This is a genomic window from Actinoallomurus iriomotensis (assembly GCF_030269445.1).
GTDB classification, from domain to species: domain Bacteria; phylum Actinomycetota; class Actinomycetes; order Streptosporangiales; family Streptosporangiaceae; genus Actinoallomurus; species Actinoallomurus iriomotensis.
In genome coordinates this window covers 96,213-111,285 of record NZ_BSTJ01000013.1, presented here as the reverse complement: position 1 = coordinate 111,285, position 15,073 = coordinate 96,213, and the positions used below count along the sequence as shown (strand labels likewise).

12 protein-coding genes are annotated in these 15,073 nt (G+C 70.2%); all 12 read right to left on the bottom strand.

From position 1 onward, the window contains the following. Nucleotides 1–10 precede the first annotated feature (10 nt). The 12 genes from QSK37_RS41330 to QSK37_RS41275 all read right to left on the bottom strand — a co-directional run bounded on the left by QSK37_RS41330 (nt 11) and on the right by QSK37_RS41275 (nt 14,853). Entirely contained in the window at nt 11–469 is a 459-nt protein-coding gene (locus tag QSK37_RS41330; protein ID WP_285632428.1) for a hypothetical protein, read from the bottom strand. A gap of 30 nt (nt 470–499) precedes the next feature. Beyond that, nucleotides 500–844, bottom strand: a complete 345-nt coding sequence (locus QSK37_RS41325; RefSeq protein WP_285632425.1) for a WXG100 family type VII secretion target — start codon at nt 842–844, stop codon at nt 500–502. Nucleotides 845–904: 60 nt separating this feature from the next. Then, complete coding sequence (locus tag QSK37_RS41320) at nt 905–1,531, bottom strand: hypothetical protein (protein ID WP_285632423.1); 627 nt, start codon at nt 1,529–1,531, stop codon at nt 905–907. A gap of 39 nt (nt 1,532–1,570) precedes the next feature. Further along, on the bottom strand, nt 1,571–4,300 hold the full coding sequence (locus tag QSK37_RS41315) for a right-handed parallel beta-helix repeat-containing protein (protein WP_285632420.1): 2,730 nt from the start codon (nt 4,298–4,300) through the stop codon (nt 1,571–1,573). A 4-nt stretch (nt 4,301–4,304) separates the two neighbouring features. Further along, the gene (locus QSK37_RS41310; protein ID WP_285632417.1) at nt 4,305–5,663 is read right to left on the bottom strand and encodes an EsaB/YukD family protein; all 1,359 of its coding nucleotides are present in this window, start codon (nt 5,661–5,663) and stop codon (nt 4,305–4,307) included. A gap of 45 nt (nt 5,664–5,708) precedes the next feature. Beyond that, nucleotides 5,709–6,023: a WXG100 family type VII secretion target gene (locus QSK37_RS41305; protein WP_285632414.1), complete on the bottom strand. Its 315-nt coding sequence runs from the start codon at nt 6,021–6,023 to the stop codon at nt 5,709–5,711. 32 nt (nt 6,024–6,055) lie between these two features. After that, on the bottom strand, nt 6,056–6,424 hold the full coding sequence (locus QSK37_RS41300; protein ID WP_285632411.1) for a WXG100 family type VII secretion target: 369 nt from the start codon (nt 6,422–6,424) through the stop codon (nt 6,056–6,058). A gap of 278 nt (nt 6,425–6,702) precedes the next feature. Continuing rightward, nucleotides 6,703–9,585 (bottom strand): ATP-binding protein, encoded by a 2,883-nt coding sequence (locus QSK37_RS41295; protein WP_285632408.1) that lies wholly within the window; start codon nt 9,583–9,585, stop codon nt 6,703–6,705. Nucleotides 9,586–10,526: 941 nt separating this feature from the next. Further along, nucleotides 10,527–10,922, bottom strand: a complete 396-nt coding sequence (locus tag QSK37_RS41290) for a carboxymuconolactone decarboxylase family protein (protein ID WP_285632405.1) — start codon at nt 10,920–10,922, stop codon at nt 10,527–10,529. 325 nt (nt 10,923–11,247) lie between these two features. Continuing rightward, a complete protein-coding gene (locus tag QSK37_RS41285; RefSeq protein WP_285632402.1) occupies nt 11,248–12,225 on the bottom strand; it encodes an RNA polymerase subunit sigma-70 in 978 nt (325 codons plus the stop codon). Beyond that, complete coding sequence (locus tag QSK37_RS41280; RefSeq protein ID WP_285632399.1) at nt 12,222–13,136, bottom strand: SDR family oxidoreductase; 915 nt, start codon at nt 13,134–13,136, stop codon at nt 12,222–12,224. The genes QSK37_RS41285 and QSK37_RS41280 overlap by 4 nt, the downstream gene beginning before the upstream one ends. Before the next feature lie 79 nt (nt 13,137–13,215). Continuing rightward, on the bottom strand, nt 13,216–14,853 hold the full coding sequence (locus QSK37_RS41275; RefSeq protein WP_285632396.1) for an MFS transporter: 1,638 nt from the start codon (nt 14,851–14,853) through the stop codon (nt 13,216–13,218). Nucleotides 14,854–15,073 lie beyond the last annotated feature (220 nt).

Below are 15,073 nucleotides of genomic sequence, written 5' to 3'. Positions count from 1 at the left end.
CCGGCCGCGATCAGGACTTGTGCGAGGGGTAGTCGGCCGTGATGGCGGTCTTGTTCGTGTCCAACTCGTCCGGTGGCGCGTTCTTCGACGGCGGATCGTCGCTCTTGCCGTCGCCGAACTTGCCGGAGAATCGATTCCAGACGTCGACGAGGCCGAACTCGGCCTTGTCGTAGTTGTTCACGGCGATGCCTATTCCGCTGGCCAAGGCGTTCAGCACGCCGTCATTCGGCTTGTCGTGGCTGCCGAAGACCTCTCCCATGACCGCGGCCCATCGGGTGTTGAAATCATCCGCTTCCTGCTGGGTCTTGCCCATCCAGTCGTTGAGTACCAGCGACTGCAGGGTGGTGCCGATCCGGCCGACGGAATCCGCGACGTTCTGCGACAGATCGTGCAGTGTCTTCGCCGTGTCGTTGATCCCCCACGGACCGATCGCGATACCTTTGACATGGTCATAGTCGGCGGTGGACATTGTTGAGGTCTCCTGGTTCAGATGCGCGGGTCAGACCGGTGTAACATTCGCCGTGTTCTGCGACTCGGCGTTATGGTAATTGTCGTAGGACTTCTGCATCCGAGTGATGATCTCCTCGAGAATCCCCATCAGATCGGTCGTCGCGTTGGTGTACCACGTGGTTATCGGGTCGATCGAGTCGTAGGCGGGGCCCGACCAGTAGGCGCTCAGATTCCGCGTCTTCAATTCGATCTGATCGAGCGTTCCGGAGATGTTGTCCCGCTCCCGCCGGACGGTGGCAATGGCGTTCGACAACGCCTGTAGAGCGACCCCGAATTCGGTGCCGCTCGCGGTCTGTCCCCCTTCGCCGGCATCCGCCACGATGTCCTCCTTCATCCGATGGTCTGAACGAGCCGGACCCGAGTCCGGGCGATTCGATGCGGTGTCGCCGACGCGTCAGCCGGTGACCCCTTTGGACGGCGGCGCAGGGAACAGCGATTGCCGGTCGGCGGCGGAGTAGACCTGGCCCGAGTGGTTCACGAGCGCGATGTATTCGCCGACGAGCTCGAGCGCGGCGCCAATCCCCTGCAGCCCCTTCTCCTGAGCGGGATTCATCTTCGCGGCGAACTCCTTCGCCGGCTCCGCGAAGACCGTGGGTGACGGGGTGTCGTCACCGGCGGTCCACGTTTTCGAGTACGAGTCGTAGACGCCTTTCGTGCCCGGCAGCATGGAGTTCTGCCCGAAAACGGACCCCTCCGAGGCCAGGACATGCGTGCGCAGGCTTTCGTACTGGGTCACCAGGCTCTTGGCCTGGTTCAGCATCGACGTGACCTGAGTGCCGAGTGTTCCGAAGTTGACCGAGAAATCCTGCGCGTCGCCGCCGGCGTCCTTGGTCTCCGCATTGCCGCTATTCCCCTCCTTGATGTCCTTCGGCGCCGCGTTGAAGGACGGGCGCTTGTCCCAGGCGACCTTGAGTTCAGGGGAATCGGTGTTCCCCAGGTTCGGCGGGGGGTCGTTGTCGTGGCTGTGGTCGTTCGGATCGAAGGGGTGTTGGTCGTATTGCGAGGTAATCGGATCGCTCACGCTTCCTCCTGTTCGATGGCCGATCTCCGGGGTCGGTCCTCAGACCGCCTGGACCGATGGCAGATCTTCCGGGAGCAGATTCGTCAGATCGCCGGGATCTTCGGCGGTGAGGTCGTCGGAGATCCGCAGGGCGTGGCGTTCGGTCATCAGCTGGAAGACCTGCCGGGCGGTGCGGCCGTTGCCGAACTGCTCACCCCTGGGAAGTTCTTCGAAGAACCGGTGCAGCGCCTCGACGGTCTCCTTGGGGCACTCGTACTCGTGCCGGTCGGCGTGGTACCGCACGATCCGCACGAGCTCCGCGGAGTCGTAGTCCTCGAACGTCAGGGTGCGGGTGAACCGGGAGCCCAGCCCCGCGTTGGATGCCAGGAGGCGCCGCATCTCCCCCGGATAGCCGGCGACGATCACCACGACCTCGTCGCGGTGGTCCTCCATCAGTTTCACCAGCGTGGAGATCACCTCCTGGCCGAAGTCGTTGCTCTGCCCATGCGGGACCAGCGAGTAGGCCTCGTCGATGAACAGCACCCCGCCCAGCGCCCGGCGGAACACCGCCTGCGTCTTGGGCGCCGTGTGCCCGACGTACTCCCCCACCAGGTCACTCCGGCCGGCCTCCACCAGATGACCGCGCTCCAGCAGACCGAGCGCGTGCAGGAACCCGCCGTACAACCGTGCGACCGTCGTCTTGCCCGTGCCCGGGTTCCCGGCGAAGACCAGATGCCGCGACAACGGCGGCGGCGGGAGCCCCGCCTCCTGGCGCACCTTCACCATCCGCATCAGCTTGGTCAGGCCGATGACGTCATGTTTGACGCCGTCCAGGCCGACCAGCCGGTCCAGCTCCGCGCGCAACTCCTCGAGCCGCTCCTCGGGCACCTTGGCCGGGTCATTCTCGATCGCGGTTCCGGAGCCGCCGCCCTTCGCCGATCGGCGGACGGCCGTGGCCGTACGCGCGGACGTCGCGGCGCCACCGCCCTGCGGCAGGACGGCGTCACGGACGCCGTCCGACCCGCAGTCCTCGATGACGGGCTCCGCCCCGTCGCACACCACCAGGTCGTGGTCACCGCCGGACACGAAACAGCGGCGCAGCAGCGGGACCGCCTCGGCCTCCACGTAGATCGCCGGATACCCGGCGCCGGATATCCGGCAGTCCTCGAACAGACCCGCCGCCTTCTTCGCCACGAACACGCCGTTGCGAGCGGGCCGCTCGACGGTCAGGTCGCGCACACGCGGCCGGGACCCGGCCCCGGCGTACAGGCCGGTGCCGTTCACGTCCGTCATCGTGCAGCCGTCGATCCGCACGACGTTGCCGGTGTCCAGGAAAACGCCCGTCGACCCGGTGCGCTCGATGCGTGTGCCCTCGATGACGGCTCCCCCGCCGGGGCCGACCTGAATCCCGATCTCGGCGATGTCGCCGATCTCGCAGTCGGCCACGAACGGCCGGTGGGTCGTCCGCAGGTCGAGGGCGGTCTGCGCGCGTGAGACCCGGCAGCCGCGCAGCACCGCGTCACCGCCCTCCACCAACACGCCGGTCATCCCGACGTCCTGGATCCGCGTCTCCTCCAGAGTCGCCTCGGCTCGCTCGCAAACCCGGACGGCGTACTCGGGAGTGTCACGGATCCGGCATTCGGTCAGCGCGGCACGCGCCCCGCCGGCGAGGTGGACGGCCGTGTACGTGGTGTCGTGGAACTCATGGTCGGACAGCGCGATGTCCGCCTCGCCTGCCGCGTACAGGCCGTTGGCCGCGGTACGGGCGATCACCCCGCGCCGTACGCGGACGGTGGCGCCGCCGGTCACCGCGAGTCCGCTGTCGGCGACATCGACGACGCGAACGGCGTCCAGCTCCAGGTCGCCGGTCCCGCTGACGAGGATCCCCGCCTGCCTTGTGTCGTGGACGTGGCAGGCGTCGAGGACCGCCGCCGCCTCGTCCTCGGCGAGCACGCCCGCACCCGCCGTGCGGAAGATCTCGCACCGGCCGAGCAGGATCGCGTGCGACCGGGACGTGTCGGGTTCCTCGGCCGACGCGGCGTCGCGCGGGCGCTCACGACCGTCGTCGGCGGGCGCGCGCCGCCCGGCCGTACCGCTCAGGCGCAGGCCCTGGGCGCCCGTGTCGTACAGGCGGCAGTCGCGCAGCACCAGCGCGGACCCGCCCTCGGCGTGGACGGCGGCGGCGCCGGTGCCGCGCACCTCGCAGCGGGTGAAACGCCCGCGGGCGGCCCCGGCCAGGTGCGCGCCGCGGTGGCCGGCGTCCTCGATGAGGGTCCCGGTGCATTCGACGCGGGCCTCGTCGTCGGCCGTGACGCCGTCGCCGCCGGTGGACCGCACGGTGCAGTTCTCCAGCACCGTGCGGCTCGTCCCGGTCAGGCTGATCGCCGCCCCGCCGGCGCCATGCACGTCGCAGTCCCCGAGCGTGGCCACGGCGTCACCGGTGACCTCGACCCGGCCGGTGATCTCGCATCCGTGCAGCGCCGGCGTTCCGCCGCGGATGAGGATCGCCGCGTCGGACGGGACGGCGGACGCGATGGTCAGGTCACGGAGGACGACCTGGCCGCCGTGCACGGTGACGGCGGAACCGTGGGACGCGGTGATCCGTACCGTGCCCGGCCCCTTCTCCGCGACGACGGTGACGTTCCGGTCCAGGACGAGGCTCTCTTTGTAGTCGCCCGGGTGCACCGAGACGACGGTGCCCTCGGCGGCGGCGCGCACGGCGGCGCCGATCGTGCTGTGCGCTCCCCAGCCGGGCGCCACCCGCTCCCGCGAAAGCCTTTTCGTCAGCACCGCGTCACATCCGTCCGCCGGCCTTCATGAGCACGTCGAAGACGCCGAACACGCCGGCGGCCAGCGGCACGCTCAGCGCGCCCAGGAAGCCGCCGACCGGTCCCGGCCAGTTCCACCGCTCGGCGAAGTCGGCACTCTGGAGGGAGCTGCGGAAGCACAGCAACAGCCCCCACCACATCACCAGGAATCCGGCCGCGAGCGTCGCCAGCGGAGCCGACCAACCGGGGACGTGCGCAGCGGTCAGGTGACCGTGCGGCCCAAGGACGTGACCGGACGCCCGCAGCGTGAGTGCCGTCAGACCGGTCGTGGCGCCGGCCAGGACGGTGGCGACGACCGCGCGTAGCCGTGACGAGTTCGCGCGGCACAGCAGTGCCAGGCTCAGGCACAGCACGAGCCCGAGCGCGAACCAGTCATCGGAACCGCTCAGCACCACCAGGCAGCCGGCCACCGCCAGGCAGCACACCGCGTTCAGGAAGATCAGCAGCCGTTGGATCCGCCGTACCGTGACCTCGACGTCATCCATCTGCGCGGGTCCGGGCGGCACCGCCGCCGCCTGCGCCGCGATCCTCGGCAGCGCGCCGAGAAGGAAGAACGCCGCCACCGCGACCACCGCTGCGGACTCGGTCCGATCGGCGCCCAAGGCCGCGAGCGCGACCGCCGGCACCATCACCAGCCCGCAGATCAGCTGCAGCACCAGTGTGGTGATCGCCGGCGCGGCCAGATAGGCCGCGAACGCTCCGACGGACGCGCCGCCCGTGGCCGCGGCCAGGGACTCCGCGCCCGGCAACGGCCACGCCAGGGCCGCGAACGCCAGGAACGGGCAGGCGGCCATGGCCAAGGCCAGCCGCAGCCCTCTGGGCACCGGCCACGCCTTCGCCTCTGCCACCCGGGCGAGCGCCGCGAAGGCCAGGCCGGTCGCGAACAACTCCCCCCCGAACGCGGGCACGTCGTACGCTCCGGCAGCGAGCGTGCCGCCCCCGGCCATCGCGATCAGAAGCCCGAGAACGAGCGTGGTGTACGCCCGCGTCCGGGCGTTCCACTCGATGCCGTCATCGTCGAGTTCGGCGACCTGCTCGGCGATCTCGGCGGCGACCGGGCCGTCCCACTCGCCCTGGAGCACGTCCTGCAGGTACAGCGTCTCGCCGTCCAGTACGCCGACGTCGCCGAGCGACTGGCCTGGTTCGAACGGAGCACCCCCGGCCGGCGCGAGCGACCAGGCCGCAGGCATCGCGTCCGAGTCCGCCTGCCCGCAGATGTCGGCCAGCATCGGGGCGTACTCCACGATCGGTGTGTGGGCCGGCACCGCCAGGTCGACGCTCCTGCGCTCGCCTACGACGGTGATCCGGCACCGTTCATCGGCCACCGGAGGAACCTCGCCTTCTCGATTTCATCGGATCCGCGGCCGTGGTCAGTGCTTCCAGGTCTGGATGTTCGCCCACTCCGCGTCGGTGTAGTTGCCCCAGTTGACGTTCATGGCCTGGGCTATCTCTCCCAGGACCCCCTCCGGGCCGAAGAGTCCCTCGGCGGCGATGTTCCATTCCTGCTGCAGGCCCTGGTAGTAGTCCGCCGCCTGGCTCTTGTTCCACGCGTCCTGCAGGGGCGCGAGCTTGCTCTTCAATGCCTCCAGCTCACCGGCGATCTGACCGGCGCGCGCGTTGATCACGCCGCCGGCGGCCCCCAGCCCCTCGCCGACGTAGATGTCACTGCCGTCGATATCGGCCATGTTCCGCTCTCCTCGGTTCCGTGGGGACGTCGTCAGCCCAGGTTGGCCACGACGGTGTGGCCGCCCGGCATGCCCGCCTCGATGTTCTGCAGGTTGGTGATGTTCTGCTGTTCGGAGTCGCGGTAGTTGACGTAGTTGCCGTGCAGTCCGCCGGCGATGCCCGCCAGCGCGTCGTGCAGCATGTTCGCGAGGATGTCGTACTCGGCCATCAGCGCCGTGAAGCGGTTGTGCGCGATGCCCCTCCAGACCTCTTCGAGGCTGTTGACGTAGGTCTTGAGCTCGGCCAGCTGCGTGCGGATCTGTTCCGCCGTGTTGCTCGTGTCCGACGCCGCGTTGGCCAGGTACTCGGGGGTGACGTGATACGTCACTCCGCCCACGGTCACCGATGGTGGATTCGCCATGGCAGGCCGCCTTTCACACAGAAGAGGTCGTCAGAGGCCGTACGGGGGCGGGCGGTCGGCTCCCGGCCGGTCGCGTGCCCGCACGGTTCTCGTCCCGCCCGTCGGTCTTCGGCAGCGGGACGGAACCGCCGGTGCGCGGCACGCTCGCCGAGCCGTAGGGCAGGCATGGATCGAGTGTGGCTTCGCCAGGTCGGCGGGGGATATCGGCAACGTTGCCTATTTCACGCGGTCGGCATTGCCTAGCCGGCGCCGCCGGACCTTCGCGTGCGAGCAGTCGCTCAGAGGCGACCGGGATCGCGCCGGTTCTCGGGCTCGGCTTCGCCGACGACGCCGTCGTCCGGATGCTCCGGCTCACGAAGATCGTCGGATCCCTCCGGGCCGTCCCCGGGATGCGGGTCCTGAGCCTGGCGAGAGCCCTCAGGCGAGTCCAGCCGCAGGTCGCGCAGTTGCAGGCGGGAGGTGATCCCGAGTTTCTTGAAGATGTTGCGCAGGTGGGCGTGGACCGTGCGGGGGCTCAGGAACAGCTGTGCGGCGGCCTCCTTGGAGGTCGCGCCGCCGGCGACGAGGCGGGCGATCTGGAGCTCCTGCGGGGTGAGCAGGTCACGTGGTGAAGCGGCGGGCCGGTGCGGGCGCTCACCGCAGGCGGACAGTTCACGGGCGGCACGTCCGGCGAAGCCGGCGGCGCCCATCCCGGACAGCTTCTCGTAGGCGATGCGCAGCTGGGCCCGGGCGTCACCGCGTCTGGCCGTACGGCGCAGCCACTCCCCGTAGATCAGATGGGCGCGGGCGAGGTAGACCGTGGCGCTCGTACGGGACAGCCGGTCGATCGCCTCCCGGTAGAGATCCTCGGCGGACGTGTCGTCGGCGAGTAGGGCACGCGCGTACAGCTGCAGGCCGATCGCCAGGTCGGTGCCGCTCGTGTCGGTTCGCTCGGCGAACCTCTCCAGCACCGGCTTGGCGAGCCGATGCCGCCCACTGCGCGCGGCGGCCTCCACGAGTTCGTGCGGGATGAAGGAGAGGAATCCGACCTCGTCGTACTGGCAGACCTCGGCGGCCGCCTCATAGGCGGCGTCGTACCGGCCGATGCCGTTGAAGAGCACGGCGTTCGCGCCGTCGACCACCGACAGGCCGTGACCCTCGCCGCTCTTTCGCGCCGAGTCGGTCACCCGTTCGGCCAAGGCGGCGGTCCCCTCCTCGTCACCGCGCCAGGCCCGGAGCAGCAGATCTCCGAACGGCGGGCCGCTGGGGTTCCCGCTGGGATCGAACGTGAAGGCCTGCGCGACCAGTGCCTCGGCGTCCTGGAACTCACCGGCGAGGATGTGCGCGTAGGCGAGATAGTGCAACGCGCTCGGCAGTGCGAGGAGTGTGCCCGTGCGGTGGATGAGCAGCACCTGACGTTCGCACAGCGTGCGCCAGTCGTCGTGCTGCCACAGGTCCATCGCCGTCGCGGCGGCCAGCGTGGCCCAGTGGAGGTAATGATCCCCCTGCTCGCTCGCGGACAGATAGGCGCCGACCGCCTCCCGCAATGACGGAACGGCCTTCGCGTATCCCTCGGTCTCTCGGCTGATCAGTGCCCTCAGCAAGAGGTTCCGCAGTTTCGGGTACTCGCCGGACGACTCCTCCAGTGTCTTCGCCAGCTGACGTGCGGTGTCGGCCAACAGCCCCGGACGTCCGAGGCGGCCGGCGCGCATCGCCGTGACGAACCCGGCGGTGAAGACCCCGTGGGCCCTCTGCCGGTCGTACGCCTTCAGCCTCTGCGCCCCTTCGAGCGCCGCGGTCGGATCCTTGGTCCCGGGTCCGGCGCCGATCGACATTCTCGCGGCCAGCAGTTCGATCAGCACCTGCTGCCGTTCGTCGTTCGGGCCCGCCTTGGCGGTGGCCAGGAGGCCGGCCGCGGCTTCGTGGTCCCCGGCCCAGTGCTTACGGTCAGCCGCTTCGAAGGCGCGTTCGGCCCGGCGGGCCGGATCGGGGGTCAGGACCGTGGCGCGTTCGAGGAACCCGGCCGCGGCGGCGATGCCACCGCGGGCGGACGCCCGTTCGGCCGCGCGTTCCAGTTCGGCCGCGATGCCCTCATCGGGCAGAAGCACCGACTGGCCACGGTGCCACGCCCGGCGGTCCGGGTCCACGAGCGGGTCGGTGATGCCGGCCAGCACGCGGTGCGCGGTGCGGCGATCCTCCGGTGCTGCCGCCCGGTAGATCGCCGACCGGACCAGCGGATGCCGGAACCGCACGCGGACGCCGATGTCCAGCAGGCCGGCGGCCGCGGCCGGGTCGGCGGCCTCCGATGGGATGTCCATCTCCTCGGCCGCCCGCCACAGCAACACCGGATCGCCGAGGGGCTCGGCCGCCGCCAGCAGGAGCAGCCGCCGGGTGTCCTCGGGCAGAGTGGCCAGACGCTCGCGGTACCCGGCTTCGATACGCGCGGGCACCGGGAGCGCGTTGGGCAGACCGAAGCCGCCGGCCAGCTCCGCGGTGCCCACGCTCCGCGGCAGTTCGAGCAGGGCCAGGGGGTTGCCGCGCGCCTCGGCGATGATCTGGTCACGAACCCGCTCGTCCAGCGGCGTACGCAGCCGGGAGGTCAGCAGCGCGAGCGCGTCCTCCTTGCCGAGCCCGGTGAGGCTGAGCTCGGGCAGCCCGTCGAGCAGGGCGGGCACTCCGGGCTCCCGGACCGCGAACAGGAACGCGACCGGATCGTGCTCGACGCGCCGCGCGACGAACGCCAGGACCTGTGCCGAGGCGGGATCGAGCCACTGCGCGTCATCGACCGCGCAGACGATCGGCTGCTCCTCGGCGGCGGCCGACAGCAGGCCGAGCACGGCGACAGAGAGCCGGAAGCGGTCCGGCGTCGTGCCGTCCCGCAGTGCGAAGGCCACTTCCACGGCGGCCCGCTGCGGGCCGGGCAGCGTCTCCAGGTAGGGAAGCAGCGGCTGGCAGAGCTCGTGCAGCGCGGTGAACGGGAGCTCGGTGTCGAACTCCCTTCCGACGGTGCGGAGTCGCCGCAGCCCCTCCGCCCTGTCCAGTACCCGTCCGATCAACTCCGTCTTGCCGATGCCCGCCTCACCACGAATGAGGAGCGCACCGCCCTGCCCGGACGCCGCGGCGCGCAGCGTCCGCTCGACCGCCGCCAGCTCCGCTGTTCTGGGGGATTTCACGAGTCGCATGTCACCCTTTGCGAGATCCGGCGGCCAAAGCGCCGCGCCCAGGTCGAGAACTCTACGGATTCGACGATGGAGAAAGCGTCATCGCGCGGTAGTACCTCGATATACCCACAGGGAGTACGAACGCAAAACAATCGACGTCGCACGGCCGGCCGGACGCCGGTCTTCCAGCGGGAACGGCATTATCTCAGGGTGACGGGCGATGATCAGGCAACGTTGAGGTCGCGCCTACCCTGACGCGTCACGCCGAGGCGCGATTCGACAATGAGGTCTCGAATGGCGTCGGCCGCACATCCGGAGGCCGGGCCGACACGACCGCGCTGGACTGCGGTAAGGCCACGGTCCGGTAGACATGTTCCCTCGCAGTAATGCCGAGTACGCCGATCTGGTCAAGGACAACCGGGCACTGTACGCCGGCTCCGCGCGAACAGCGGCGCCTTGGTCCGCCACCTCGATGTGGACGCCCAAGGGCGTGATCGGGACGCGGTGCGGGCGGTGCTGGGACAAGAGCGGATCAGCGTGCTGACGTTCGTCGGCGCCGGTGCTGTCGGGCAGCACCATGCGGCACTTTCCCCCCCGCCGGATCCGGGCAATGGCCCTGGACGGCCCGCTCAACCGGTCCACCACCGGCGAGCGCGCCTACGCGCTCGGCGCGGCCACCGCGCGGCGGGAACTGGAGCGGTTCTCGGCACGGCGAGGAGATCGCGGGTCTGCTCTCCTACTTCCTGGTCAACGGCAACGTCCCACCGCCCGGCGGTAACGCCTCGGCCGAGTTCGTCGCGGGTGAGGCGAGCTCGCGCGACCTGCTGGACGAGGCCTAGATCAAGGCGTTACTGGCGTAGCTCGAACGGCTGCGTGACCGGGCCGTCGTACGGCTCGCCGATGCCTGGCCAAGGGCCGAACCGGCGAGACACGAGCCGCGGAACGGCGGTGCCGCCGCGAGCTCACATCTCGACGGGGAGCAGGCCACGTTCGGCGAACACCTTCTTGGCGACGAACGTCGCGTTCAGGGCCCGGGGGAAGCCGCAGTAGCCGGCCGAGTGGAGCAGCGCCTCGACGATCTCCTGCGCCGTCAGGCCGACGTTGAGCGCGGCGTTGATATGCACTTCGAGCTGCGGCTCCGCTCCGCCGAGCGCGGTGAGGATGCCGAGCGTCACCAGTTGCCGGTCGCGCGGGGCCAGGCCGGGGCGGGCGTAGATCTCGCCGAATCCCCAGGCGACGACCTGGTGGGCGAGCTCGGGCGAGATGTCGGCGAGCGAGTCGACGACCTTCTGCCCGGCCTCGCCGTCGATCTGCCGCAGAACGTTGAGGCCGTGCTCGTACTTCTCTTCGCGGGTCATCCTGACTCCTTGATCCTTCGCCGTGGTGGCCGGCTCCGCGCCGGCACATCCATGACGTTAGAAGTTCGACCGCGCTCAAACACAAACCGGAGCGGTCGACTCCAGCCATCTCATCTTCGTGATCACCAGTTAACCGCGAAGAGTCGCGGCTTGGTGCAGCGTGAGCCCTGCACTCCCTCGGTCACGCACCCGGTCGCGGCCAGGAGAGCCGTCTTTGTCGATGGCCGTGCGTACGTGTCGAACCCGACGATGTTCATGCGTGTCCGCAACAGTCGCCGCCCGCTGCTCCGGTCGATCAGCTGCTCGCCCGCCTCTTTCGCCGCGCCTATCCGTGTGCTTTCTGGTCGGGAATCCTTTCGGTGAGGCCGAAGAGCGGGAACAGTTCGGGGAGCAGGAACACGTGCAGGCCGGTGACGCGTCCGGCCGAGGTCTCGACGACCTGAAGGGCGAACGCGCGCAGGCCGGAGTCGTCGCGCCGGTACTGCGCCACGCCCACGCCGCCGTTGACCTGGACGGGAACCAGCGCACCCCCACGGCAGACCGCCTCCCGCGACCTGAGCCAGGACACCACCGCAGGGGCGCCGCGCAACCAGAGCGCGTACGGCGGCATCGACAGGGTCGCGTCGTCGTGGAGCAGCCGTACCAGCGCCGTGATGTCGAACCGCTCGAACGCGCTGATGTAACGGCCGAGCAGGGCGCGCCGCTCACCGTCCAGGTCCGTCTCGGACGGGGCCGGGCGGGGCGACGGCATGGCCGCGCGGCCACGCCGCAGCAGCGCGTTCACCGCGTTCTCGGTCACGCCGAGAAGGTCGGCGACTTCGCGTGCGCGCCAGCCGATGACCTCGCGCAGCAGCAGCACGGCGCGCTGCATCGGGGTCAGCCGCTGCAGTGCCGCGACGAACGCGAGCCGGATCGACTCGCGCTCCACGGTGATCTCGGCCGGGTCGAGATCGGCGGGCAGCGCCCAGAGGTCCGGCAGCGGCTCGACCCAGGTGCCGGCCGGGCGGACCGTCCCGAGCGGGCCGGGGCCGGGCGCCGGTTCGGTCAGGTCCATCGGCAACGCCCGGCGCCGGGCCTGGCGCAACTGATCCAGGCACACACGCGTCGCGATCGCGTAGAGCCAGGACCGCAGTGACTCGCGGCGCCGGACATCGCCGATCCCCCGCCAGGCGCGCAACATCGTCTCCTGGACGGCGTCGTCGGCGTCGAACGGCGACCCCAGCATGCGGTAGCAGTGCCGGGTGATCTCGGGCCTCAGCAGCGTGAACTGCTCCTCCAACGCGCCCCGGTCGACCTCGTTCACCGGTCGGACGGCAGCCAGCCCGCCGCCCACAGGTTGGCCGGCCGCGCTTCGCCCCGGAAGACCGCCGCGTGCTTGCGGACGAACTCCGCGAACGTCGTCGGACGCACGCCGAACGCCTCATGGGTGGACTGCTCCACGCGCGCCTCATCACCGCCCTTGCGGCGCTCGGCGAACAGTTCGTCCAGGGCGTCGGCGAAGAACGGGGCCAGCCCGGCCGCCAGCAGCGCCTCCCGTTGCGCGACGGGGTCGGCGTCGACGTAGCGCACCGGCCTGCCGATGACCGAGGAGACGGTGCCGGCGATCTCGTCCAGGGTGAGCGACTCCGGCCCCGTCATCTCGTAACGGCGGTCGGCCTCACCTTTCCCCTGGAGCAGGGCGGCGGCGACCTTCGCGATGTCCGCGACGTCGACGGGCGCGATCGAGGCGTCGCCCATCGGCAGGGACAGGACGCCGTCGCCGGTCATCGACGGCACCTCCCGGAAGTACACCTGCATGAACGCGCTGGGGCGCAGCATCGTCCAGTGCATCCCGGACACCCGCAGATACCGCTCGATCTCAGCGTGCATCCGGGCGAACCGGAAACCCGACTCGGGGTCGCAGGCGCGTCCCGAGAACTTGACGACGTGCTCGACGCCGGCCGCCTTGGCGGCGTCGATGAAGCCGGTCTGCGCCTCCACTAGCCGTTCGTTCGCCGCGGAGATCAGCAGGACGCGCTCCACCCCGTCCAGCGCGGGCCCGAGCGTCCGCGGGCGCAGCATGTCACCTTCGACCACTTCGACCGTGGACGGCACCTCGGCTCCACGCGCCTTGGCGAGGTCCCGCACCATCGCCCGTACGGCGACCCCCTCACGCGCCAGCTCACGCACCACCGCGGAACCGTTCAACCCCGTCACCCCAGTGACCAGCAGCATGGTCGTCTCCTCCGTCGTACCTTCATCGACTCTTCGTCAGGTAAGACGGCCGGCGAGAAGAAAACTGGTCGCGGGAGGGTCAGTCGTTGAGCGACTCCTCGGTGACCAGGGGCCGGCGCGCCGCGCCGCCGAGCATTCCCGCCGCGGCCAGTACCGCGGCGACGAGCGCGGAGACGCCGCAGACCACGTAGCCGATCGCGTACGCGTGGTCGAGGGCGTGGAAGGCGACGTTCTGGATCGGGTTGCCCGCGACGGCGTTGGCGCCGAGCGGGCCGGAGTTCACCGCGCCGACGGCCTCGGGCGGGGCGCCCGCGCTGAACTTCTCCATCGCCGCCTGAAGCGCGGAACTGTCACGCAGTTTGTGCTGGATCTCGGAGGCAGCCGCGCTCAAGGCGATCGCACCGATGACCGCGGGCCCGAGCGTGAAGCCGAAGTCGCGCAGCTGGCTGGTCGTGCCCGAGGCCATGCCCGCGAGGTGGTTGGGCACGGTGTTGACCGCGACGGCGGTCACGCCGGAGAGCGCGAACGCGAATCCGACGCCGACCAGGACCAGCGGCGCGACGATCGGCCACAGGGACCGGTCGGTGGCCGACTGCGTGGCGATCCAGAAGTCCCCGGCGGCGATCAGCAGGAAGCCGGCGCCCAGCGCCCAGCGCGGGTTGTAGGAGTGAATCGTCTTCGCGGTGACCGGCATGAGCACCAGTGCGAAGCCCTGCAACAGGACGAACGCGATGGCCGTCTCCAGAGGCGAGAACTCCTGGATCGCCGCCAGCCGGATGCTGGTGGAGTACGCGGTGCCCAGGAAGGCGAACATGCCCAGTACGGTCACGAGGGAGCTCACCGCGAAGGCCCGGTTCTCGAACAGGCTCAGCCGCAGCAACGGAGCGGGCGATCGCCGCTCGGCGGCGATGAACGCGGCGAAGAAGACGACGGCGACGACGAACCCGCCGATCACCCACGGGCTCGACCACCCGCTCGTGGCGCCCTGGATGACGGCGAACAGGAGCGCGAACAACGAGACGGCGACGGTGATCTGGCCCGGCCAGTCGAGTGAGCGGCCCTCGGGTGCGGAGGAGTTCTTGGCGGTCACGGCGACGGCCGCGCTCACCAGGGCGAGGAGGAAGACGGCGACGAACGCCCAGCGCCAGGTCGCCGTCGGGTCGTCGCCCCAGGACATCTTGGTGACCAGCCCGCCCAGGAGCGGGGACACGAACCCTCCGGACGACAGCGCGGCGGACCAGACCGCGATGCCGCGCGCCCGGTCCTTCGCCGTGTGCGTTCCCGCGGCCACCATCGCCAGCGAGGTGGGGAAGAGGACCGCGGCGCCGATGCCGGTCAGCGCCTGCCCCGTCCAGAGTGTGGCGATGGCCGCGGTGTTCGAGGTGCCGGCCGACGGGGTGAGCACGCTGATCAGCTCACCGACGGCCATGAGCAGGCTGCCGCCGATCAGCAGGCGCTTGCGGCCGAAGAGGTCGCCGAGGGCGCCGAAACTCAGCTCCAGCAGGGTCACCGGTACGAGGAAGGCGTCGGAGATCCAGGTGAGCTGCGCGGAGGTGGTGTGCAGGTCCTGCTGGAACAGGCCGTTGAGGACGGCGGGGATGGCGAGCCCGACCTGCGCCACCAGCACAGCGAGGGCGGTGGCGGCGCGGGTGCCGGGGGTGAGGGAGGGGGTGGTGATCGCGTGCCGGCCGGCCGGTGCGGCGGTGAGATCGCTCATGAGCCCTCCTTCGTCGGGGGAGCGACCAGGTGCGCGTGCTCTTTTATTCGCTCACTGCGTTCGCTCATGAGCCCTCCTTCGTCGGAGGAGAGACCAGGTGCGCGTGCTCTTTCATTCGCTCACTGCGTTCGCTCATTGCGTCTCCAGGAAGGGGGAAACCCGGATGCTGCCAACGTGAGACTGTGTCACGTATCACTATTGATGTACAGGTTTCCTGGCT